We start from the raw sequence: 23,119 nt of genomic DNA, 5'->3' as shown, positions 1-23,119 counted from the left end.
GAGGTGGTTTAGAGCCAGGACGAGCCGCGACCCGCATGACACTCCGCCCCGATACCCTGGCGATGACCGCCGTTCTCGCCATGCTGACGGCGCTGGGCCCGCTCTCGACCGATTTCTACCTGCCGTCGCTGCCCGACATCGTCCGCGTCATGGAAACCGACGTCGCCGGCGCACAGGCGACGCTCTCGGCGTTCCTGTTCGGTTTCGCGGGCGGGCAGATCCTCTGGGGGCCGCTCTCCGACCGGCTCGGCCGCCGCCCGGTCCTGCTGACGGGGCTCGCCCTTTTCACCCTGGCGACGCTGGCCTGCGCGCTGGCGCCCTCGATCGAGGCGCTGACAGTGGCCCGCGCCGTCCAGGCGCTCGGCGCTTCGGGACCGATCGTGCTCGGCCGCGCCATGGTGCGCGATCTCTATGAGGGGCCGCGCGCAGGCCGCGAGCTCGCCCGGATGGGCATGATCATGGGGCTCGTGCCGGCGGTCGCGCCGGTGCTGGGCGGCGTGCTCCAGCAGGCCTTCGGCTGGCGCTCAACCTTCGTCGCCTCGCTCGCCTTCGCGGCTGTTCTCGCCGCCGTCGTCGGTTTTCTCCTGCCCGAGACGATCCGCACCCGCTCGCGCGAGCCCCTCTCCCTGCTCGCCATCATCCGCGGCTTCGGCACGCTGCTGCAGAACCGCGCCTACCGCGTCTATGTCGGGCTGACGGCGCTCGCCTATGGCGGGCTCTTCGCCTTCATCTCGGGCTCCTCCTTCGTGCTGATCGGCATCCATGGCCTGACGCCGACGCAATATGGCCTGTCCTTCGGCTTCGGGGTGCTCGGCTTCATCCTCGGCACCATCCTCGCCCAGCGCCTCGTCGGGCGCCGCGGTATGGACGGGGTCATCGGGCTCGGCGTGATCTGTCTCGCCGGGGGCGGGCTGACCATGCTGCTCTGCGTGCTGACCGGTTTTGCCGGCCCCTTCGGCGTCATCGTGCCGATGGCGCTCTATGCCTGCGGCGTCGGGCTGACCATGCCGCAGGCCCAGGCCTCGGCGATGATGCCCTTTCCCGACCGGGCGGGCGCCGCCTCCTCCTTCACAGGGCTCTGCCAGATGCTGTTTTCGGCCTGCGTCGGGCTGCTCGTCGGCCATGCCATGAAGAGCGGGGCGCTGCCGCTGCCGCTGGTGATGTCGGCGATCGGCCTCGCCGCGCTGGTGCTGTTTCGGGCGAGCGCTGCGATCCGCGCCGGCAAGGCCTGACGATAAGGCCTGACGGCTCAGCCGCCGAAGAGCCGCTCCAGGAAATTCTTCTCCTGCGGTGCCGGCGGCACCCAGGCGCGGTCGCTGTCGGCGGTCTGCGTGTTGGCGGGCGGGCGCGTGCTGGCGACCGGCGCGCCGCCGTCGAAGATCGAGCGCGGCGTGCCCTGCCAGAGGCCGCCGGGCAGCGGGGCGGGCTGCAGTCCGGCATGGGCCGCTTTCATGTATTTGCCCCAGATCTCGGCGGGGAGACCGCTGCCGGCGACGCGCTTCATCGCGCTGTTGTCGTCATTGCCGAGCCAGACGGCGGTGACCAGGCGGGCCGTGTAGCCGACGAACCACGCGTCTCGGAAATCCTGCGTGGTGCCGGACTTGCCGCCGACCTCCCAGCCGGGGATGTTGGCCTTGGCGCCGGTGCCGCTGACCATCACCTGGTGCAGCATGGCATTCATCATCGACAGGGCCTGGGGCTGGATCACCGGGCCGAAGCTCGCCGCCTTGCGGGCATAGATCACCTTGCCGGCGGAGGATTTCACCTCCCGGATGACATAGGGCAGCACGCTCTGGCCGCCATTGGCGAAGGTTGCATAGGCCGCCGTCAGCTCAACCGGCGTCACCTCGGAGGTGCCGAGCGCGAGCGAGAGATTGGGCTGCAGCGCCGAGTTGATGCCGAGCCGCTGGGCGGTCCGGATCACCTCCTTCGGCGTGACTTCGCTGATCAGTCGCGCCGCGATCGTATTCAGCGAATGCGCCAGCGCGGTCTGGAGCGTCACCGGACCGCGATAGCTGCGCGAGTAGTTCTCAGGCTCCCAGCCCTTGAAGGAAACCGGGCTGTCGTCGCGGATCGTGTCGGGCGTCAGGCCCTTTTCCAGCGCCGCGAGATAGACGAAGGGCTTGAAGGCCGAGCCCGGCTGGCGCTTGGCCGCGGTGGCGCGGTTGAACTGGCTCCTGGTGTAGTCGCGCCCGCCGATGAGGGCGCGGATGCCGCCGTCGTTCGCCATCGAGACGACCGCGCCCTGGCTGACCCCCTGCTTGGCGCCCTGCGCCGTCAGCGCCTCGACCAGGATGGTCTCGGCCGAGGACTGTAGCTTGGTGTCGATCGTGGTCAGCACAGTGACGTCGCCATCGACCGCACCGATGAAGTCGTCGAGCACGTCCATCACATAATCGGCGGCGTAGTTGACCGAGCCCGCGCCGATGCGCTCGGCCGCTTCCGCGGGAGCGACGAGGGCGGTCTTGGCGGCGTTCTGCGAGATCAGCCCCTGGTCGGCCATTGCGGCGATGACGAGCTGGGCGCGCTTCTCGGCCGCTTCCGGGTTGCGGTTGGGCGCCAGACGGGACGGTGCCTGCACCAGACCCGCCAGCATCGCGGCCTCCGCGATCGTCACCGAGCGCGCCGACTTGTTGAAGTAGCGCTGCGCCGCTGCCTCGACGCCATAGGCGCCCGAGCCGAAATAGACCCGGTTGAGATAGAGTTCGAGGATCTGGTCCTTGCTGTAGGTCCGCTCCAGCCAGAGCGCCAGGATCGCCTCCTGGATCTTGCGCGCGGCCGTGCGCTCCTGCGTCAGGAACAGGTTCTTGGCGAGCTGCTGGGTCAGCGTCGAGCCGCCCTGCACGCCCCCGGTGCGGCGCAGATTGTTGACCATCGCGCGCGTCAGCCCGATCGGGTCGATGCCGAAATGATCGTAGAAGCGCCGGTCCTCGATCGCCACGAAGGCCTTGGGCAGATAGGGCGGCACCTCGCCGATGGTGACGGTGCGCCCGCCGGTCTCGCCGCGATTGGCCAGCAGCGAGCCGTCGGCGGCCAGGATCGCGATGTTGGGCGGCCGTTTCGGCACGGTGAGCTGGTTGATCGGCGGCAACTGCGCGGCGTGATAGGCGACGAGCCCGCCGAGCCCGATCGCGCACCAGAGCCCGAGCACCAGCGTCCAGTAGAACAGCCCGCCGAGGAAGGACCGGCCGCGCCGCCCGCGCCGCCGGCCGCCACCTCCACCGCTGCGCTTCTCGCGTCGCGCCGGCTGGCGCGCCTCGCTGCGCGGCGGGGAGCGGTGGCCACGAACGGGGCGGTCGTCGTCGGAAAGGCGCATGTCGAAATCGTCGCGGCTTTCGCCCCGCCCTGGTTCGAAGGAGGGCTCGCGCCGCTCGGCCCGTTTCGTCCGGTCGTTCATCCTGCCCCGTCACGCCGAAGGCCGCCGGAGGTCACGGCCGGCCGGGTGCTCACACAGGAGTTAAACATGGCGCTTTTAAGGGGTGGTTAAGCCTGCGGGGCCTTACGGCCCCCCCTGGTGTCGCGGGAATGTGAAGATGTTGCAAAGCCGCAAGCATCACCTGGCGGCCTTGGCGCCTTGCCCAGCCTGCGACAATCCGTCATCACCGGTCGAAAAATGACGGGAATGGAAATGCCCCGGGCCATCCGGCCGTGTTGCGGACGGCCCGCCCGACCCGAGATCCCGTACTGGAAAGAGAAACCCATGCCTTCCCTCGATTCCGTCAAGCGCTTCGACCCCTACTTCCTCGCGTTGCTGCGGATATTCACGGCGCTGAGCTTCATCTCGCATGGCACGCAGAAGATCTTCGGCTTCCCGGCTCCGCCGTCCTGGGGTATGCCCGGCGCCTTCTCGCTGCCCTGGATCGCCGGCGTTCTCGAGATCGCCGGCGGCGCGCTGGTTCTCGTCGGCTTCCTGACGCGCCCGACCGCCTTCCTGCTGTCGGGCCTGATGGCCGTCGCCTACTGGATGGCCCATGGCTCGAAGGGCTTCTATCCGATCCTGAACGGCGGTGAGGCCGCCATGCTGTTCTGCTTCATCTTCCTCTACATCTTCGCCGCCGGCCCGGGCGCCTTCAGCGTCGACGGCCTGCGTCGCCGGGGCTGATCGGCCCTCCGGAACATAAAAAGGCCCGCCATCCGGAAGGATGGCGGGCCTTTTGTCTTTGCACGGTGTGCGGCTCAGACGGCGCCGGCGATCCAGCGCGAGAGGTCGCTCTTGGGCGCGGCGCCGACCTTCTGGGAAGCCAGCTTGCCGTCCTTGAACAGCATCAGCGTCGGGATCGAGCGGATGCCGAACTGGGCGGGGATCGCCTGGTTCTCGTCGACATTCATCTTCACGATCTTGACCTTGCCGTCCATTTCACCGGCGATCTCCTCGAGCGCCGGGCCGATCATGCGGCAGGGGCCGCACCACTCGGCCCAGAAATCGACGACGACCGGCTCGCTCGACTTGAGGACGTCCGCCTCGAAGCTCGCATCGGTGACTTTGCTGGTGGCCATGGCGTTTCGCCTTTCAAAGAGGAGTGGCGGGAGCGCCGCCTTCGTTGCGCAAGCTAGGAACGCACCCCCGCGGGGTCAAGGCGGCGCCGCTAAAGGGGCGGCCCTGTCCACGGATCATGGCGCGTCCATCCCGCCGGCGCCGAGCTGCGCGAGCAGCGTGTCGAGCACGGCGGCCTCAGGCTCCAGCCGGGTCAGCGTCGCGGTGTAGACCAGCAGCGCCCGCACCCGCCGGCCGGGATAGATCTGCCCGACCAGCGCCCGGTAGACGGCGAGCTGCGCCAGCGTGGTCGGCGCGATCGCCGCGAGATCGCGCGGCGGCCGGGCGGTCGTCTTGAAATCGGCGATGATCACCTCGTCGGCCTGGATGGCGAGCCGGTCGATCTGCCCCGAGACCGGCCGCCTCTCGCCGGCGCCCCAGGCGAGCAGGCCGGTGATCGGCACCTCCGCCAGCGAACCCGGTCCGAACAAGGCGGCGAGCGCCGGGTCGGCCAGCAGCGTAAGCGCCTCCGTGATGATCGCCTCGCGCCGCGGCTGCGGCAGCGCGGCGCCGCGCGAGGAAGCGAGCGCAGACGCCACCGCCGCGCGCCGCTCGGGCGCAATCTCCGGCAGCATCTGCAGCAGGAGATGGGCGAAGCGCCCGGCCGCGGCGGCCTCCGCCAGAAAGGGCCCGTCGACCGGTCGGTCGGGAGCATCGGCGGCGGTGAGCGCGCTGGAGGGCTTCAGCGGTGGCGCCGGCTCGGCCTCCCGCGGCGGCGGGCGTGACAGCCAGTCGGGAGCGGACTCGGGCGTCACGGGCGGCGCCAAGGCCTCCACGGCAACGGGCTGCGACCGCGAGATCATGAAGCGACGCAGCTCAGCGTCGCCCTCGCCGATCTCGACGAGCCCCGGATCGGAGGCGGCGAGCCCGGCCTCGACCATGGCATACCAGCTCCCGGCCGGGGCCTCGCCCTTGGCCTGCGCACCGCAGACGATCAGCCGGTTCTCCGCCCGCGTCATCGCGACATAGAGCAGGCGGTGATGCTCCTCGACCATCTGCTCGACGACGCGGGCCTTGGCCTGCGCCGTCGCCTGCGCGTCCTCGGCGCTGGCGGGTGGCCAGATCGGCACCGCTTGCCGCCGCGGCGGCTCGATTGCGAGGATCTTCGGCAGCCGCTTGGCGCCGGGCGGCGGGGCGAGATCGGCGAGGATGACGATTCCCGCCTCGAGCCCCTTGGCGCCATGCACCGTCATGACGCGGACCTCGCCGCGGCTGGAGGAGAGATCGCGCTTCACATCGGTGGCGGTGCCGCAGACATGGTCGAGGAAGCCGGCCAGCGAGGGGCCGTAGCGGCGCTCATGGTCGAGCGCGGCAGAGAGGAAAGCGTCGAGCGCGTCGCCGGCTTCGGCGCCGAGCCGCGCCAGAGCGAGATTGCGCCCGCCACCCGGCCCGAGCAGCCCGGCGAAGAAGCGAAACGGCCCGCAGCGACCCGCTTCTGCCGCAAGCTCCGTCAGCCGCGCCTCGACGGACGCATAACGCGGCTCGCTCGCGGCGGCCTCGCGCAGCGCCGCCCGCAGCGAGCCGCTGCGCTCTGGCGCGAGGCGCAGGAGGTCGTCGTCGTCGAGCCCGATCAGCGGCGTCTTCAGCGCCGTGGCGAGCGTCAGGTCGTCTTCCGGCAGCAGCAGCGTGCGCCCGAGCACGACGAGATCCTCGACCGCCGGATGGGTGGCGAGGGTGAGCCGGTCGCGGCCGGTGACGGGGACGCCGGCATCCTTCAGCGCCTTGACGATCGTCTCGAACAGCGCGCCGCGCTGCCGCAGCAGGATCATCACATCGCCGGGCGCAAAGGGCTGGCCGAGATCGTCCACGCCGCGGCGCGTCCAGCCGGCGAGCGTCGTGGCGATGCGCTGGGCGAGCTTGGCTGTGCCGCTGCGCCGCTCGGGGGCATCGACCGGGGTCGTCCAGGCGTCGAGTGGCTCGCCGGAATCATTGGCGCAGAGAGGCCAGAGATCGACGCAGCCGGGGTCGCTCCGGCGCACCGTGTCATGGATTTCCGGCCGCTCCGAGCCGTCGAAGACGAGACCGCGCGCATGCTCCGGCAGGGCGAAGACGGCATCCACCGCCTGCATGATGTCGGGCGCCGAGCGGAAGGAGGTGTTGAGGCTGATCGCCTCGAAGCGCTGCTCGGCCTCGCGGATGCGCTGCCCGAGCTGCCGGCGCTGGGTGTTGAAGGCGGCGGGCGCGGCGCCCTGGAAGCCGTAGATCGACTGCTTCTCGTCGCCCACCACGAAGACGGTGCGCGGCTGCGGTCCGGCCTCGCGGCCCCCGGCGCTGAACTCGTCGGCGAGCTGCCGCAGGATCGCCCATTGCGCATCGCTGGTGTCCTGCGCCTCGTCGAGCAGGATGTGGTCGATGCCGGCATCGAGCTTGTAGAGCACCCAGGCCGCCTCGACCCGCGTCAGCAGCGAGCGCGTCCTGGCGATCAGGTCGTCATAGTCGAGCAGCGAGCGCTCGCTCTTCTGGCGCTGATAGGAGGCGAGCATCCGCGTCACCAGCAGCGCGAGCGCATGGCTGCGGTCGCGGATCGCGATCGCGTTGAGGCGGTCGATGGCGCCGCAGAGCTCGGTTTCGAGCTCGTCCAGCGCGTCGCTCGCAGGCGGCTGCAGGCGCGTCTTGTCGGAGCGGCCGCGCACATCGGCATGGACCGCCTGCGCCTTGGTCAAAAGCCCCGAGCGACAGAGTTCGACGGGGTCGTCGCCCTGCCCCTTCAGGGCGCGGCGCAGGATCTCGGCTGCATCCTTCTGCGTCTTGGAGCCGCCCGACAGCGCCGCGACCAGCCCCTCCATGCCCGCGGCCTGCGCCAGCCAGCCCTCGAAGCCGCTTCGCACTGCCTCCGCCGACAGCTCCGGCGCGATCCCGAGCGCGGCGGCGATGCCGTCGCGCATCTCGCCGGCATCGCGGGCGCGGCCCTCCGCGTCGTTGAACAGGGTGCGCTGGCGCAGCGCCTCCTGCATCATTGCATCGAACGTGTCCTGGGCCGCCTGGCGGGCGAGCAGGTCGAGCGCCTGCGCCTCCGCGCCCTCGGGAGCAGCCGCGACCAGCCGCAACAGCTCGCGCCGCGCCTCGCGCAGCATATCGGCCTGGGCGAGGTCGTCCGCGACCTCGAAGCGCGGCGGGACATTCGCCTCGAACGGCGCCGATTGCAGCACGCGCGTGCAGAAGGCGTGGATCGTCTCGATCTTCAGCCCGCCCGGCGTCTCCAGCGCCTGCGCAAACAGGCGCCGCGCCGCGGCGAGGCTGTCGCGCGAGGGCGGCTTGCCGGTCAGATTGGTCAGCTCCTTGACCAGCTCCGCATCCGGCAGCGTCGCCCAGGCGCTCAGCGCCGCGAAGACGCGGTTGGCCATATTGGCGGCGGCGGCCTTGGTATAGGTGATGCAAAGCAGCCGCCCCGGCGCCACGCCGTCGAGCAGCAGCCGCAGCACGCGGTTGACCAGCACATAGGTCTTGCCCGAGCCGGCATTGGCCGAGACCCAGGCGCTGAGCCGCGGATCGGCCGCCAGCGTCTGGTTCTGCTGGGTCAGGGGTGGGACGATCCAGCCGGGCTTCATGCCCCGTCCTCCTCGCCACCCTCGGAGGCGGCGGCCCATTCCTTGACCCGCGCCAGATGGTCATAGGGCGAGGCGAATTTGATGTAGTCCGGCGCGCGCCGCGAGACGAAGGCCTCGCGCCCGCCGCGCAGCGCCTCGACATGCGCCAGCAGGCGTTCGAGATGGCGGCTCGCCACATCCGCCAGGCTGCCGTCGTCGAACGCCAGCGGCTTGTCCTTCGCCCAGTTTTTCGGGTCGTGATGCAGCTTCATGTACAGCACGGCCTCAACCGGGGTGGGGCCGACCGCGCCCTCAAAACCGGACCGTGCCGCCAGTTCCGCTTCCAGCGTCAATTGCGGCGCAAACCCCTTCTCAACCTGCGCCTTGCTCGGCGGCGCGCCGGTCTTGAAATCGATGATGCGCAAGGTCGGCGTCCGCGTGATCTCGACCCGGTCCGCCTTGCCGCTGAGCCGGAGCGTCTGCCCGTCGGAGAGCGTGAAGCGGTGGCCGGTGAAGACCTCGACGGCGACACGGGCCAGCGCGCCGCGCCGCCGCTCCTCCCAGGCGATGAAATGCCCGGCCGTCAGCAGGAAGCGTGGCCACCAGAAGGCCCGCACCTCCGGCGCGTCAGTGAAGCGTCGGAACGCCTGCTCGCCGATCGCGATCAGCCGTCCATAAGCGTCGGCCGGCAATTGCTCGGGATAGGTCGCGGCAAAAGTCTCGACGATCTCGTGCAGCAGGCTGCCGCGATCCTGCGCACTCGGATCCTCAACCAGCCCGTCGAGCGCATCGAGCTTCAGGATCTTGCGGGCATGGATCTGGTAGGGGTCGCGATAGAGTGTCTCGACATCGGTGACGCTGAGCGAGAGCGGCTGCAGCGCCCGCGGCGGCTTGGGCGCCGGCCGGCCGATCGGGCGCACGGGGGCCGGTGCCGAGAGCCGCCCGGCCAGCGCCGTCAACCGCTTCCCTTGTGCCAGCGCCTCGCCCCAGACGGGCGCCGGCGTCACCGCCTGCAGCCGCTGCCAGAAACGCGAGGCGATCGTCTCGGACTCCCCGGCCTTCCTCGCCCGCGTCAGCGTCACGCAGGGCGCCGCCAGCGCCATGGCGAAGTCATGCGCGGTCTGGCCGACGCGGCGCTCCGGTGGCGACAGGCCGAGCTCGGCGCGCATCGGCCGGTTGATGAAGGCGTCGGTCGTGGTCTGCGGCGGCCAGACGGTCTCGTTCAGCCCGCCGAGCACGACATGGTCGGCCTCGAGCAGGCGCGCCTCGAGCAGGCCCCAGATCCGCACGCGCGGATGGCCGCCGCCGCCGCGCTTGACGACGCGCTCGGCTAAAAGCCCGTCCAGGATCGCAACGACATCGGCGGGCCGGCCGCCTTCGGGCATGTCGGGCTGCGCGGCGGCGAGATCGTCGAAGAGCCCGGCCAGCGCCTCGCCATCGGCGTCGCAGAAGGCGCAGGCCTGCCCGTCCTCAGTGAGGCTGACGGCCTCAACCGTGGCGCGCGCCGCGGCGGTCATCACCGCCAGCGACGGCGCCTGCAGGAACAGCGCCTCCAGCAGCGGCGAGAAGGCGGTGCCGAGCGCCGCCAGCACCCTGGCCGCCGCAGCAGCATCCGCGTCGCTCAGGCGCTTGCGCGGACCCGGCGCGTGGAGTGCTTCGCGAAGCTCGCTCCAGCGTTCGAACTGTTCGTTGAGGCCTGCCAGCCCCCGCCCGATGCTCTCGCCCCGCCACAGCCCGATCTCCAGCGCCGAGGCGCCGCGCGCCGTCTCCTCGCGTGGCAGCCCGAGCCGGCAGAGCGGATGGGCGAGCAGCGGCACGAGGCTCGCCGGTGTCATCTGCGCCAGCGCCGCTTCCAGCACGAGCCGCAGCAGCGAGCCCGCCGGCCAGCGCGCCAGCGGCAAGCCGGCCGAATCGTCGACCGCGATGTCCCAGCGCCGGAGCTCGAACCGTCACCCGCTCGGCGAGGCCGCGATCGGGCGTGATCAGCGCCGCCTGCCGGCCGGGCGTCTCCAGCGTCTCACGCAGCGCGACCGCCACCGCCAGCGCCTCCTCGCGCTCGTCGGCCGCCTCGACGAGGCGCAGGTCGCGGAAGGCCAGCGCTGCCTCCTCAGGGGGAAGGCGCTCGCGCAGATCGGCCCAGCTCTGCGTCACCGAGGCCGGCAGCATCGCCTCGCGCAGCAGCCGCGAGCGCGCGCCATGCGCGGCATCGGGCTCGGCGAGTGCGCGCACATCGGCCCGCACCGCCTGCAGCGTGTCGAGCAGATGGTGCAGCGCCGCCTGCGGATGCGAGGGGGCGGGCTCCTCGGCGATCGCCCGCCAGGCTTCTTCAGGCAGGTCGAGGTCGAGCCCGGGCAGCACCACCGCGCCGTTTGGCAGCCTCGCGATCGCCGCGAGCAGCCGTGCCGTGGCGGGGACCGTGCCGGTCGAGCCGGCGGCGATGATCGGCCCCGTCACCGCGCCCGACAGCAGCCGCTCGCGCTCGGCGGCGAGCATGCGGTTGCGGAAGGCGGCGGGGTCGCAGGCGCCGCGCTCGCTCAGGATGGTCGGCCAGGCCCCGCCCAGGATCGACAGGAACTCGGCGTTGAGCTGCCAGATCTTGTCGAAACGGGCCGCGTCGAGCCGTCCGAGCCGCTCAACCGCGACATCTTCCGTCTGCATCTGGTCGAGCAGCGCGGCGAGGTCGCCCGCGAGCCCATAGGCCTCGGCCAGCGTCGCCGGCACCAGCGAGGGCTCTGCGGGATCGAGCCGCAGATGGCTGCGATTGGCGCTGCGCCCCCAGGCATCGACGAGCCGGGTCAGGATCATCCGCCGCGCCAGCGGGTCGATCGGCGCGATGCGCTCCTCGGCCAGCGCGCCGGCGCCGATCAGCGCCGTCTCGGCCTCGTCGACATCGCCCAGCGGCAGGATCCGCGGCAGCAGCAGCGGCGCGCCGCCGAGCTTGTCGGAGAGGCAGGCGGCGAATGCGCGTGCCGCGCGTCGCGTCGGCAGATAGAGCGTCACCCGCGCCAGCGCGGCGGGGTCCTCGGGGTCGTGGACGCGCCCGAAGCGGCCCTCCAGCATCGCCTGCGCTAGCACCTCCAGGAAGGGTGCGCCGGCGGGGATCGTGAACAGGTTGAGTTCAGCCATCGGCTCGCGCGGGCGCGGCCTGCGCCGCCGCGAAGGCGGCTTCGGCCGGCGCGATCGCCTCGGGCGTGCCGACATGCAGCCATTGCCCGTCGAGCACCAGCCCGTGCAGACGGCCGACCGCGATGGCACGGTCGAACAGCAGATTCAGCGAGAACGGCCCCTCGGGCGTGTCCGCGAAGAGATCGGGCTTCATGATGGCGACACCGGCATAGACGAAGGGTGCGCGCTCCGCGCTGCCGCGCCGTGTCAGCAGCCCGTCCTCGCCCCGGAAGAAATCGCCGTGGCCGTCGAAACCGACGCTGCCCTCGCGCCGCGCCAGCAGCAGCAGCATGTCCATTCGTGCGGCATCCCAGCCCCGTGCCATGGCCTGCATCGCCGAGCCGCCCGCCTCGCTCCAGAGCGAATCCGAATTCACATGGAAGAAGGGCTCAGACCCGAGCAGCGGCAGCGCCTTCTTCACCCCGCCGCCGGTCTCCAGCAGCAGCGCCCGCTCGTCGGAGATCGTCACACGCGGGACGCTGCGGCCGGCCAGATGCGTCTCGATGAGGCTCGCGAGGTGGTGGACATTGACGACCGCATCCTCGACGCCGGCTTCAGCCAGCCGGTCGAGCGCATGGTCCAGCATCGGCTTGCCGCCGATGCTGACGAGCGGCTTGGGCAGCGTGTCGGTGATCGGCCGCATCCGCTTGCCGAGCCCCGCCGCCAGCACCATGGCGCGGCGGATCGGTTGGGAATGGGCCTGCGTCACGCGAATCTCCCTTGACGGCGCGCACGCTAGCAGATGTGCGGGCGACAACCACTCTCAGCCCTCATCCTGAGGAGCGGGCAGAGCCCGCGTCTCGAAGGATGGTCCAGTGAGTTCAGGAGCCTCCTGAAGCATCCTTCGAGACGCCGCTGACGCGGCTCCTCAGGATGAGGGCTGGGTCTTGCAGGCCGCCTCCTCAACCCACCTCGATCAGCTTCGGCAGATGGGCCTGATACCAGCCCTTGAGCTCCTCGAGCGCCGGGTGTTCGAGGTTGCGGCGCAGATAGGCCTCGATGCGCGGCAGGTGCTTCAGATAGGCCGGCTTGCCGTCGCGCTTGTCGAGCCTCGCGAAGATGCCGGCGATCTTGGTGTTGCGCTGCGTGCCGAGGATCGCATAGGCGCGGGCAAAGCCGGCGAGGTCGAATTCGGGATCGTCGGCCCGCCGCGCCTGGCCGTAAGCCGCGAGCAGCCGCAGCTCCAGCGCGGCGGGCACGTCGATGCGCGCATCCTGCCCGAGCGAGGCGAGGTCGTAGGCGGGGTGGCCGATGACCGCATCCTGGAAATCGATCAGCCCGAGCTTGGCATGGCCGTCCCGGCCGGGCAGCCAGATCAGATTGGGCGAGTGGAAGTCGCGCAGCGTCCAGGTGCCCGGCGCCTCCAGGATCTCGTCGAGGAGACGATTCCAGATCCGGGAAAACTCCGCCTGCGCCACCGCCGGCAGCGTCATGCCCGCGATGTGCGGCGCGTACCATTCGAGGATCAGCTCGGTCTCGATCGCCAGCGCCCCGCGGTCGTAATCCGGCAGCACATGATCGCGCCCCTCGGCCACGGGCAGGATCGTCGGCAGGGTGTGACGGTGCAGGTCCGCCAGCAGCCGGGCGGCCGCCTCGTAGCGCTCGGGGATCGGGCCATCGTCGTCGATCACGCCCTCGCTGCCGAGATCCTCGATCAGCAGCAGCCCCGTCGTCAGGTCCTGCGCATAGATCTCCGGCGCCGAATAGCCGAGCGAATGCAGCCCGCGATCCATCGCGACGAAGGCGTCGACGTTTTCGGCAAGATGGGCGATCGCGCTGTAGGGCTTGCCGAGCCGGATCGCCGGCCCGTCCGGGCGCGGCGGCGAGATCATCAGCACGGCGCTGCTGCCATCAGGCCGCGTCAGCCGCTCATAGGCGCGGCTCGAGGCGTCGCCCTGCATATAGTCGCGGCGGGCATCGTCCCAGCCGGCCTCGTCGATCAGCCGGCGCGTCGCGATCGCGATGGCGAGACGCTGGCGCCAGAGCACGCCGCCCGACAGATCCGCGATGCGGCCGGTTTCCGGGTTCTCGGGATCGACGTCGAGCACGATGTCGAGCCGGCGTCCGCCGGGCAGGCGGGCCCCGGCGCGATCGGGCCATTCCACCAGCAGGATCAGCCGGTCGAGCTCTTCGACGAGGCCGATATCGTCGAGTTCGTCAGGCGAGCGGACGCGGTAGAGATCGGCATGGAGCACGGACCCGCGCGGGGTCTCGTAGCTCTGGACGAGCGTGAAGGTCGGGCTGGGCGCCTCCAGCGTCGGGTCTTCCGCGAGCTCGCGCAGGATCGCCCGCGCCAGCATCGACTTGCCCGCCCCGAGATGGCCCGACAGGGCGACGATGTCGCCCGGCTTCAGGATGGCGGCGAGATCGGCGGCCAGGCGCAGCGTCGCCGCCTCGTCGTCCAGCTGCAGGCGGTGCGTGCCGGCCCGGGAAACCTCGTCCGTCATTCGGCGGCATCCGACAGCGGCAGCCCTGCCGCGGGGAAGACCGCCGTCACGCGCGTGCCGCGGCCCGGCGCCGAGTCGAGCTCGACACGCCCGCCATGCAGCTCGACGATCGAGCGGACGATCGAGAGGCCCAGGCCCACGCCGCGATGGCTGGAGCCGAGCGAGTGGCTCTCGAAGCGGTCGAAGACCTTCTCCTTCACCTCGGCGGGGATCCCGCGGCCCTGATCGGCCACGGTGATGCGGATATGCCCTTCGTCGCGCACCGCGCTGACGGTGATCGTCTGCCCGGGGGAAGAGAAGCCGATCGCGTTGGAGATCAGGTTGAACAGCACCTGCCGCAGGCGCTTGCCGTCGGCGCGCAAAGGCCCGGCCTCGGGCGCGATCACGACCTTGAGCTCCAGCTTGCTGTCGGTGAGGCGGTCATGCAGCCCCGCCGCCGCCTGCGAAATCGTGTCGGCCACGTCGACCTCCTCGAGGTCGAGTTGCAGGGCGCCGTTGTCGATCGTGGCGAGGTCGAGAATGTCGTTGATGATGGCGAGCAGCGCGCCCGACGAGCGCACGATATGGGAGGTGTAGTCGCGCTGCTTGTCGTTGAGGGCGCCAACGGCTTCCGTGCCGAGTAGCTGCGCGAAGCCGATGATGTTGGTGAGCGGCGAGCGCAGCTCGTAGGAGACGTGGTGGACGAAATCCTCGCGCAGGCGGGAGACCTTCTCCAGCGCCTCGTTCTTTTCGGTCAGCGCCCGCTCGACATTCACGCTGGCGGTGACGTCGGCGAATGAAATCAGCGTCGCCCCGTCCGGCAGTGGCGCTGCGGCGCAATCCAGCACCGTGCCGTCGCGCCGTTCCATCCGGCAGACATAGTCCTCGCGCGCATCGCGCACGCCGGTGACGGCGCTCTGCAGCTCGCGCCAGATCTCGTCCTGCGGGAAAAGCGGGCGGCACAGCCGCACCACCTCGTCGATATGCGGGGCGGCGGCGGCGAGGTCGGGCTTGATCCGCCAGGATTGGGCGAAGGCCGGGTTGGAGAGCTTCAGGCGCCCGTCCGAGCCGAACACGGCGACGCCCTCGCGCAGCGAATCCAGCGTCTCGCGCTGGGTGCGCGACAGCGCGTTGAAGCGCGATTCCAGCGTGAAGCGCTCGGTCACGTCGTCGAGCAGATAGGTCACGCCGCCCTGCGGGTTGGGGCTGGCGACGACATGGATGGTGCGCCCATCGGGGAGGTACCACCAGTCCTCATTGGCGCGGGTCGCGGTATAGGCCGCCTGGACGCCCGCCTTCCAGCTGCGGTAGTCGCCCAGTTCCGGCAGGCGCCGCTCCGAGCGCAGCCGGTCGAGGATCTCGCCGTCGCTGGGATGGCCGTCGAGGAAGGCCGGATCGAGCGACCACAGGCTCTCGAAGCCGGCATTGCGGTAGACCAGCCGCTGCGAGGCGTCGAACACCGCCACCGCCGTCTTAAGCCGGTCGAGCGTGCGGACATGCGCGTCCATCTGGCGCTGGAGATCGGTCCGGACCGCCTCCAGCTCGCTCATGTCGGTGGCGATGCCGGCGAACCCCGTCGGCGTTGCGATTTCGAGGATGTCGAGCGTGCGGCGCTGTCCCGCGATCACGGCCGGGGCGCGGGCGGTGAAGGTCCGTCCCTCGCGCCTCGCCTTGGTGGCGGCCTCCCGCTCGCTGCGGTCGAGCAACTCGACCCCGCCCTTGACGGCCTCGCTGCCGTCGGCGACCTCGACGGCGCGCGCATAGGCGGCATTGCACCAGCTGAGCCGTCCTTCGGGATTGCGGGTCCAGGCCGGCTGCGGCAATCCGCCGAGCAGCCCGGCCAGTGCCTGGTGCTCGGTCCCCAGCCGCTCCAGGTCGCTCTGCAGCGCCATCACCCGGGCGCGCTCGCCCGTGACTTCGCGGAAGCGGATGACGGCGCGCCCTGCGACCGGCCGGCCCTCGACATCGATGAACGGGCCGGTCTTGCTCCGCAGCGTCATGCCGAAGGATTCGCCCCGGTCCTTCAGCGCGTCGGTGGCGAGTTCGAGCTTCTTGGCATCCGCCGGGGGAGCCCAGGCACCATAGGCCAGCGCCAGCGTGGCGCCGGGCGCGCCGAGGAAACCGCTGTCGCCTTCGAAGACGGGCTCGGTATGGCGGCCCGCCCAGCTCACCACGACCTGGGGGTCGCTCGCGAGCAGGGCGGTCAGCCGGTCGTGCTGGCCACGCGTCGCCTCCAGCTCGCCGGCGAGCGCCGTCTCGCGGCGATGCCAGCGCGCCCGCTCGCGGACATAGACCAGCGACGTCGTCGCGGCGAAGACCGTGAGCCCCGCGAGCACCACCGAAAGCGCCCCGGTGCTGAAGACCTCCTGTTTCAGGGGCGCCAGCCAGCCGCCCTGGGCGAGCGCGGACGTCGGCAGCTGGCTGGCCGCGAGCCCCGGCAGAAACCCATGTCGGCCCCAGCCGCCGCGGCTCCGTTCCTGTCGGCTCGACCTGGTCATCCTGCGTCCGTCTTCTCTGTGGGCGGCACCGTGCCGCCGCCTCCGCTGTCAGGCCCGAGCGGGCGCCGAACGGCAGCGAGCCGTCCCCTGAGCCGCTTCGAAAGGCCCCTGACGCACGCCTGCCACCACACCGATACTTGCGGCTCGACCCGGCCCGCGCAGGGCGCGGGAAGCCGAATCAGCCCCACTCTAATCACCCGTGGAGTCCGGCAGGAAGTGCTTAATGGAGGGTAAATCGGGCAGATCCCGGTCGCGGCCGGGCGCTGCGGGACAGCCGTCAAGCTGTAGGGGGCGTCGGCTGCCGGCGACTCTATTAGTAGCGGCTGATGCGGAAAGGACTCAGGCCGCGGGCCAAAGAAAAAGGCCCGGCGCGAACGCCGGGCCTCCTGCCGTCCGATTGGTGCCGGATGTCAGTAGCGGTACAGCTCGGGCTTGAACGGGCCGGTCTGCGAAACGCCGATATATTTCGCCTGCTGGTCGTTCAGGACGGTCAGCTTGGCGCCGACCTTGGCGAGGTGCAGCGCGGCGACCTTCTCGTCGAGGTGCTTGGGCAGCGTGTAGACCTTGTTCTCGTACTTGGCGTGGTGGTTCCAGAGCTCGACCTGGGCCAGCGTCTGGTTCGAGAACGAGCAGGACATCACGAAGGACGGGTGGCCGGTGGCGTTGCCGAGATTCACCAGGCGGCCTTCCGACAGCAGGATGATACGCTTGCCGTCGGGGAACTCGACCTCGTCGACCTGCGGCTTGACGTTGTCCCACTTGAAGTTCTTCAGCCCGGCGACCTGGATCTCCGAGTCGAAATGGCCGATGTTGCAGACGATGGCGCGGTGCTTCATGTCGCGCATGTGGTCGACGGTGATGACGTCGAGGTTGCCGGTGGCGGTGACGAAGATGTCGGCGCGCGGAGCGGCGTCCTCCATGGTCACGACCTCGTAGCCCTCCATCGCCGCCTGCAGCGCGCAGATCGGATCGACTTCGGTGACCATGACGCGGCAGCCGGCCTGGCGCAGCGAGGCGGCCGAGCCCTTGCCGACGTCGCCATAGCCGGCGACGACCGCGACCTTGCCGGACATCATGACGTCCGTGCCGCGGCGGATGGCGTCGACGAGCGACTCGCGGCAGCCATAGAGGTTGTCGAACTTCGACTTGGTGACCGAGTCGTTGACGTTGATCGCCGGGAAGGGCAGGCGGTTCGCCTTGGCGAGCTCGTAGAGGCGGTGCACGCCGGTGGTGGTCTCTTCCGAGACGCCCTTGATCGCGTCGCGGGTCTTGGTGAACCAGCCCGGATTGGCCTTCAGCTCGCGCTTGATCAGCGCAAAGAAGATCGTCTCTTCCTCATTGCTCGGCTTGTCGAGGAACTCGGTCTTGCCGGCCTCGGCCTCGGCGCCGAGGATGATCAGCATGGTCAGGTCGCCGCCGTCGTCGAGGATCATGTTCGGCGTACCGCCGTCACCCCAGGTCGCGGTCTTCAGCACGTACTCCCAGTACTCCTCCAGCGTCTCGCCCTTGATGGCGAAGACGGGGGTGCCGGTCGCGGCGATCGCGGCGGCGGCGTGGTCCTGGGTCGAGAAGATGTTGCAGGACGACCAGCGCACATCGGCGCCGAGTTCCTTCAGCGTCTCGATCAGCACGGCGGTCTGGATGGTCATGTGCAGGCAGCCGGCGACGCGGGCGCCCTTGAGCGGGAACTTGCCCTTGTGCTCCTCGCGGATGGCCATCAGGCCCGGCATCTCGTCCTGGGCCATGTTGATTTCCTTGCGGCCATATTCCGCGAGGCTGATGTCCTTGACGATGTAATCGGTCTTCGACACGGGGCGTGCTCCAGCTGGTCTTCGAATGATGGGCGGGTCCATAGCAGCGCCCACGCCCAAAGGCAATCAAAGATATAAAGATGTCTTTATGTGATCGGTCGAAAGGGAGCGGTCTGTCGCTTTCATGACGTTTCGTCATGTCCCGCGCGGCCAAAGCCCGCCCCGATGGAGCGTGCTTGGAGGGAATTGACCGGAGGTTGCCTCGGCGGAGTGCCGCAGCCGACGAGCCGGCCCGGACTTACTCGCCCTCGCCGAAGCGGTCCGCCACGAGGGTCTCCAGCGCCTTCAGCGCCTCGTTCGCCTCGCGGCCTTTCGCCACCACCGTGATCGTCGAGCCGATGCCGGCACCGAGCGTCAGGATGCCCATGATCGAGGTCGCGCCGACCGTCTCGCCGCAGCGGGTGACGGTGATGTCGGCGTCGAAGGCGGAGGCGCATTGCACGAATTTCGCCGTGGCGCGGGCGTGCAGCCCCTTCTTGTTGACGATCTGGAACTCGCCATAGAGCGCGCCTGCGGGAATCTCAACCTCAGGGCAATCGCAATCCTCGATCTCCTGCCTGTCGTCCACGTAGTCGCCCTCTATTTCCCGGCAAGCACGCGGCTGGCGACGGTGATGTATTTGCGTCCGGCATCCTGCGCGCTGGTCACGGCCTCGTCGAGGGTCTTGTCCTCGCGCACGCTGGCGAGCTTGATCAGCATCGGCAGGTTGACGCCGGCGACGACGTCGATGCGGCCGGGCTCCATCACCGAGATGGCGAGGTTGGAGGGTGTCCCGCCGAACATGTCGGTCAGGACGATCACGCCCTTGCCCGTCTCGACCTGCTCGACCGCCGCGATGATGTCGCGGCGACGGCCCTCCATGTCGTCATCGGGGGCGATGGCGATGGTGGCAAGATTCTGTTGGGGGCCGACGACGTGTTCGAGCGCGGCCCGGAATTCCGTGGCCAGATGCCCATGCGTCACGAGGACCAGTCCGATCATTCACTATGGCACCGGAGAGCGCTTTCGGCGCCCGGACAAGGTGGCGGTTTATGCGGCAGGTGCGAAGGATAGGCAAGCGGCCCGCTTCGAACTCGTCAAATTTTCGACATCAGCTGCCATCGCCGAACAGCTGCAGGGCCGCCAGGATCAGGCGTTCGTCGCCGCTACGCCCAGCGACCGTCAGCCGCGGCAGGTCGATGCCCTCGATCCTGTCCACCAGATCCTCCGGCTGCGGCATGCGCGCCGGCTCGGTGCCGGCGATGTCGACGATCAGCCTCACGACCACGGCCGGCTGATGGGGCTCGGGCGTCAGCCCCAGCCCGCGCCGCTCGATCAGGCCGTCGAGCGGCGCGACCGGCCGCGCCAGCAGGCGCGCGCCGCGCGCGCTCAGCGCGGTCCGGTCGTCGGCGACCAGCCGCGCGAAGCGGCCCTCCCGGCGCGCGGCGTCGATCAGGGCGAGCCCGAGGCTCGACTTGCCGGCCCCCGAGGCGCCGCGGATCAGCACCCCGGCCTCGCCGATCGCGACCGTGGTCGCGTGAATGCGTGCGTTCGGCATGCCCGCCTCAACTCGCTTGCGGCAGGGCGGGGAGGCAGACGATGAAGCGCGCACCCAGCCGCGGCTGCACGCCGTCGGTCCCGGCCGGGCCGAGGCGGTTCTCTGCCCGGATCGTGCCGCGATGCGCCTCGACGATCTGGCGCGAGATCGACAGACCGAGTCCGGAATTCTGGCCGAAACCCTCGTTTGGCCGGTCGGTGTAGAAGCGCTCGAAGATCCTCTCCAGCGCATGCGGCTCGATCCCGGGCCCGCCATCCTCGACCGTGACGAGAACCTCGTCGCCGACCCGCGAGAGCATGACGCGCACCGGCTTGTCCGGCGGCGAGAAGGAGCGGGCGTTGTCGATCAGGTTGACGATCACCTGGCCCAGCCGCGAATCGTGGCCGAGAACGATGAAGCCGTCGCGCCCGCCCGGGCGCTGGCCGCGACGCTCGGTGACGAGTTCGATCATCGGCTGGCCCTCGCGGCGGGTCTCGTTCTGGGCCGAGACCACCGTCTCGAGGATCTGGCCGAGATCGACCGGCCCGGCATCGTTGCGGGCGAGTTCGGCATCGAGCCGCGAGGCGTCGGAAATGTCGGAGATCAGCCGGTTGAGGCGGCGCACATCGTGCTGGATCACGGCCAGGAGCCGGCCTCGGGACTCGTCCGACTTCGCCCGCGGCAGGGTCTCGACCGCGCTGCGCAGCGAGGTCAGGGGGTTCTTGAGCTCATGCGCCACATCCGCGGCGAAACTCTCGATCGCCTCGATGCGGCTGTAGAGCGCCTTCGTCATCTCGCGCAGCGAGCCGGAGAGATGGCCGATCTCGTCGTGGCGGCCGCTGAAATCGGGGATCTGCTCGCGTGACTTCACGCCGCGGCGCACCCGCTGGGCGGCATCGGCGAGCTTGCGGATCGGTTCGGCGATGGTCCCGGCCAGCAACACCGACAGGACGATCATGACCCCCGCCGAGATCGCGAACACCCGGAAGATCGCGTAGCGCTCCGAGACGATGACGGCGTCGATGTCGCCGCCCTGTGTCGACAGCAGCAGCGCGCCCTTCACCGTCCGGAAGCGCTGGACCGGCACCGCGACCGACACGATGGTCTGCCCGCGCGTGTTGACGCGGACCACGCTGGCGGGCGAGCCGTTCAGCGCGCGAGCGACCTCGGGATAGGACTTGCCGTTGGCATTCTCGAAATCGTCATAGGCCGGCACGTCGGCGCGCCCGAGCCGGTTACGGAACAGGTTCCAGGTCCGCTCCATCAGCGGCGCCTCGTCCGGCTCGCCGACGCGCGGCAGCTCGAGCCGCAGCACGTCGCCGCGCGAATAGAGGCTGCGAGAGTCCAGGGTCAGCAGCCCGTCGCGGTCATAGATGCGGGCCCGCGTCTTGGTCGGCGTGACCAGCCGGCGCAGCAGCGGCGCGACCTTTTCGGGGTTGATCGAGAAGTCGAGCGGGTCTTCGGCGATGCCGGCGCTCTCGCCCGCCTGCAGTTGCAGCAGCTTGTCGGGATCGATGGTGATCGCGTCGGTCTCGACCGTGGCGGACGCGGCGATTGCGCCGGCGATGATCTCGCCCTGCGTGAGTAGGCTCTGGACGCGCGATTCGATCAGGCTCTCGCGGAACTGGTTGAGATAGAGAAAACCGACCAGGAGCGCGACGAGCCCGCCGAGATTGAGCACGACGATGCGCCGGGTCAGGCTGGAGGCGGCGCCGGACGAAATCGCCCTCAGGCTGCGCCGCGCGAAGGCGGCCAGCCGCTGCCGCAGCGCCGGGCGCCCTGCGCCGCCGCCGACCTCCGCCCTGCGCTCCTCGTCGATCGTCGCCATGGGTCTGGAACGCTGCTGTCCTGCCGTCGGGCCTGGCGGCGTCGCCCGTCGCGCGGCCTCCGGACGAGGCCGTGCGTTCGAACGCTCGGGGCTCAGCCCTCCTTGAACCGGTAGCCGACGCCGTACAAGGTCTCGATCATGTCGAAATCGGCATCGACCTGGTTGAACTTCTTGCGCAGCCGCTTGATGTGGCTGTCGATGGTGCGGTCGTCGACATAGACCTCGTCGTCATAGGCGGCGTCCATCAGCGCGTTGCGGCTCTTCACCACGCCCGGCCGTTGCGCCAGAGACTGCAGGATCAGGAACTCGGTGACGGTCAGCGTCACCGGCTCGCCCTTCCAGGTGCAGGTATGGCGCTCCGGGTCCATGCGCAGCAGGCCGCGCTCCAGCGCCTTGGCGTCCTCGCCCCGCGGGGCGGCGGCCGGGTCCTTGGCGCCGGCGCGCCGCAGGATCGCCTTGACACGCTCGACCAGCAGACGCTGCGAGAACGGCTTCCGGATGAAGTCGTCGGCGCCCATCTTGAGCCCGAAGAGTTCGTCGATTTCCTCGTCCTTGGACGTCAGGAAGATCACCGGCAGGTCGGACTTCTGGCGCAGCCGCCGCAGCAGCTCCATCCCGTCCATGCGCGGCATCTTGATGTCGAAGATCGCGAGGTCGGGCGGATTCTGCTTCAGGCCGTCCAGCGCCGAGGCGCCGTCGGTATAGGTCATGATGCGGTAGCCCTCGGCTTCGAGAGCGATCGAAACCGAGGTGAGGATGTTGCGGTCGTCATCGACCAGCGCAATGGTTGGCATAAGCTCTTTGTCTCTTGGCCGTGTTGCAATGACTGAGGTCCACTCCCGCGAGAGAGCGGCTAAACCGTGGCCGCAATCTAGCGACGGCAGGGCGGTTTGCCTATGTCCCCGTCACAGAAAGACCCGACAGGACCATTCGTTCCATGACCACGTCTCCCGCCGCGCCGCAAAAACGCGAGGATCCGATCCGCCCGACCGACGACGCGGCGCGCGCACTCGCCAAGACCTTGCTGCGCGGTGCACGGTTCGGATCGCTGGCGACGCTGGGGCGGGACGGCCACCCATCCGCGAGCCTCGTCAGCCTGGCGACTGACAGCGACGGCACGCCGCTGATCCTCGTCTCGGCGCTGTCGTCTCACACCGGCAATCTCGAGGCCGATCCGCGCTGTTCGCTGTTGCTGGCGCCGGGCGGGAAGGGCGACCCGCTCGCCCATGCGCGGATCACGCTGAAGCTCCAGGCGCGTCGGATCGCGCGCGAAGGCGCCGAGGGCGGGCGCATCCGACGCCGCTTCCTCGCCCGCCAGCCCAAGGCGGCGCTCTATGTCGATTTCGGCGACTTCTCCTTCTTCGCGCTCGACCTCCAGGCCGCGAGCCTCAATGGCGGCTTCGGCAAAGCCTATGAACTCCTGCCGGGTGACCTGCTCAGCGACGCCGCCGCTGCGCGCGCCATCACCGCGATGGAGGAGGGCGCGGTCGAGCACATGAACGCCGATCATGCCGACGCCATCTGCGCCTACGCCACCGGCCTGCTGAAGGCGCCGGATGGCGACTGGCGCCTCACCGGGCTCGACCCGGACGGGGCCGATCTCGCCCGCGGCGACGCCACCCTGCGCCTGCCCTTCCCGGCGCCCGTCACCGATGCGGCTTCGATGCGCCGGACTCTGGTCGAACTCGCCGCGGCGGCACGACGACCCGCCTAGCGCCCTGATTCACCACGTCGATTCGATTTAATCGATTTAGGTGAGAATGTTCCAGGTGGAGGCTTTGCCTTCACTTGAGCCGGGTCCAACATGGCCTTAA

General features: G+C 70.0%; 16 protein-coding genes. 3 read left to right on the top strand and 13 right to left on the bottom strand.

Annotated elements, in window-relative coordinates:
* Positions 1 to 35: 35 nt before the first annotated feature.
* Positions 36 to 1,232, top strand: a complete 1,197-nt coding sequence (locus SJY11_RS00860; RefSeq protein ID WP_376984569.1) for a multidrug effflux MFS transporter — start codon at positions 36 to 38, stop codon at positions 1,230 to 1,232.
* A gap of 17 nt (positions 1,233 to 1,249) precedes the next feature.
* Here SJY11_RS00860 and SJY11_RS00855 read toward each other — a convergent pair whose 3' ends face one another.
* Positions 1,250 to 3,397, bottom strand: coding sequence for a transglycosylase domain-containing protein (locus tag SJY11_RS00855; RefSeq protein ID WP_376984568.1), 2,148 nt, complete (start codon positions 3,395 to 3,397; stop codon positions 1,250 to 1,252).
* A 303-nt stretch (positions 3,398 to 3,700) separates the two neighbouring features.
* Here SJY11_RS00855 and SJY11_RS00850 point away from each other — a divergent pair, with 303 nt between their 5' ends.
* Positions 3,701 to 4,102, top strand: coding sequence for a DoxX family protein (locus SJY11_RS00850; RefSeq protein WP_326906212.1), 402 nt, complete (start codon positions 3,701 to 3,703; stop codon positions 4,100 to 4,102).
* A gap of 74 nt (positions 4,103 to 4,176) precedes the next feature.
* Here the strand turns inward: SJY11_RS00850 and trxA are convergent, their stop codons facing one another.
* The 12 genes from trxA to SJY11_RS00790 form a co-directional block, all read right to left on the bottom strand.
* Positions 4,177 to 4,497 (bottom strand): thioredoxin, encoded by a 321-nt coding sequence (trxA, locus tag SJY11_RS00845; RefSeq protein WP_067988329.1) that lies wholly within the window; start codon positions 4,495 to 4,497, stop codon positions 4,177 to 4,179.
* 114 nt (positions 4,498 to 4,611) lie between these two features.
* Positions 4,612 to 8,082 (bottom strand): double-strand break repair helicase AddA, encoded by a 3,471-nt coding sequence (gene addA, locus SJY11_RS00840; RefSeq protein ID WP_376984566.1) that lies wholly within the window; start codon positions 8,080 to 8,082, stop codon positions 4,612 to 4,614.
* Positions 8,079 to 9,962, bottom strand: a complete 1,884-nt coding sequence (addB, locus tag SJY11_RS00835) for a double-strand break repair protein AddB (protein ID WP_376984564.1) — start codon at positions 9,960 to 9,962, stop codon at positions 8,079 to 8,081. The genes addA and addB overlap by 4 nt, the downstream gene beginning before the upstream one ends.
* Positions 9,963 to 11,179: 1,217 nt before the next feature.
* Positions 11,180 to 11,899 (bottom strand): nucleotidyltransferase family protein, encoded by a 720-nt coding sequence (locus SJY11_RS00830; protein WP_376989221.1) that lies wholly within the window; start codon positions 11,897 to 11,899, stop codon positions 11,180 to 11,182.
* 229 nt (positions 11,900 to 12,128) lie between these two features.
* Entirely contained in the window at positions 12,129 to 13,673 is a 1,545-nt protein-coding gene (tsaE, locus tag SJY11_RS00825) for a tRNA (adenosine(37)-N6)-threonylcarbamoyltransferase complex ATPase subunit type 1 TsaE (protein ID WP_376984562.1), read from the bottom strand.
* The gene (locus SJY11_RS00820) at positions 13,670 to 16,150 is read right to left on the bottom strand and encodes a sensor histidine kinase (protein WP_376984560.1); all 2,481 of its coding nucleotides are present in this window, start codon (positions 16,148 to 16,150) and stop codon (positions 13,670 to 13,672) included. The genes tsaE and SJY11_RS00820 overlap by 4 nt, the downstream gene beginning before the upstream one ends.
* 410 nt (positions 16,151 to 16,560) lie before the next feature.
* Complete coding sequence (gene ahcY / locus SJY11_RS00815) at positions 16,561 to 18,003, bottom strand: adenosylhomocysteinase (RefSeq protein WP_376984558.1); 1,443 nt, start codon at positions 18,001 to 18,003, stop codon at positions 16,561 to 16,563.
* A gap of 196 nt (positions 18,004 to 18,199) precedes the next feature.
* Positions 18,200 to 18,481, bottom strand: coding sequence for an HPr family phosphocarrier protein (locus SJY11_RS00810; RefSeq protein ID WP_236840553.1), 282 nt, complete (start codon positions 18,479 to 18,481; stop codon positions 18,200 to 18,202).
* A gap of 59 nt (positions 18,482 to 18,540) precedes the next feature.
* A complete protein-coding gene (locus SJY11_RS00805; protein WP_069053509.1) occupies positions 18,541 to 18,942 on the bottom strand; it encodes a PTS sugar transporter subunit IIA in 402 nt (133 codons plus the stop codon).
* 109 nt (positions 18,943 to 19,051) lie between these two features.
* Positions 19,052 to 19,498, bottom strand: coding sequence for an HPr kinase/phosphorylase (locus SJY11_RS00800; protein WP_376984556.1), 447 nt, complete (start codon positions 19,496 to 19,498; stop codon positions 19,052 to 19,054).
* 7 nt (positions 19,499 to 19,505) lie between these two features.
* A complete protein-coding gene (locus SJY11_RS00795) occupies positions 19,506 to 21,305 on the bottom strand; it encodes a stimulus-sensing domain-containing protein (protein WP_376984555.1) in 1,800 nt (599 codons plus the stop codon).
* A 92-nt stretch (positions 21,306 to 21,397) separates the two neighbouring features.
* The gene (locus SJY11_RS00790) at positions 21,398 to 22,099 is read right to left on the bottom strand and encodes a response regulator (RefSeq protein WP_376984553.1); all 702 of its coding nucleotides are present in this window, start codon (positions 22,097 to 22,099) and stop codon (positions 21,398 to 21,400) included.
* Positions 22,100 to 22,242: 143 nt separating this feature from the next.
* On the opposite strand from SJY11_RS00790, the gene SJY11_RS00785 reads away from it, so the two are divergent.
* Entirely contained in the window at positions 22,243 to 23,019 is a 777-nt protein-coding gene (locus SJY11_RS00785; protein WP_376984551.1) for a HugZ family pyridoxamine 5'-phosphate oxidase, read from the top strand.
* Positions 23,020 to 23,119 lie beyond the last annotated feature (100 nt).

The organism is Allobosea sp. R86505 (assembly GCF_042466375.1).
GTDB lineage: Bacteria > Pseudomonadota > Alphaproteobacteria > Rhizobiales > Beijerinckiaceae > Allobosea.
This window is presented reverse-complemented; position numbering and strand designations above follow the sequence as displayed.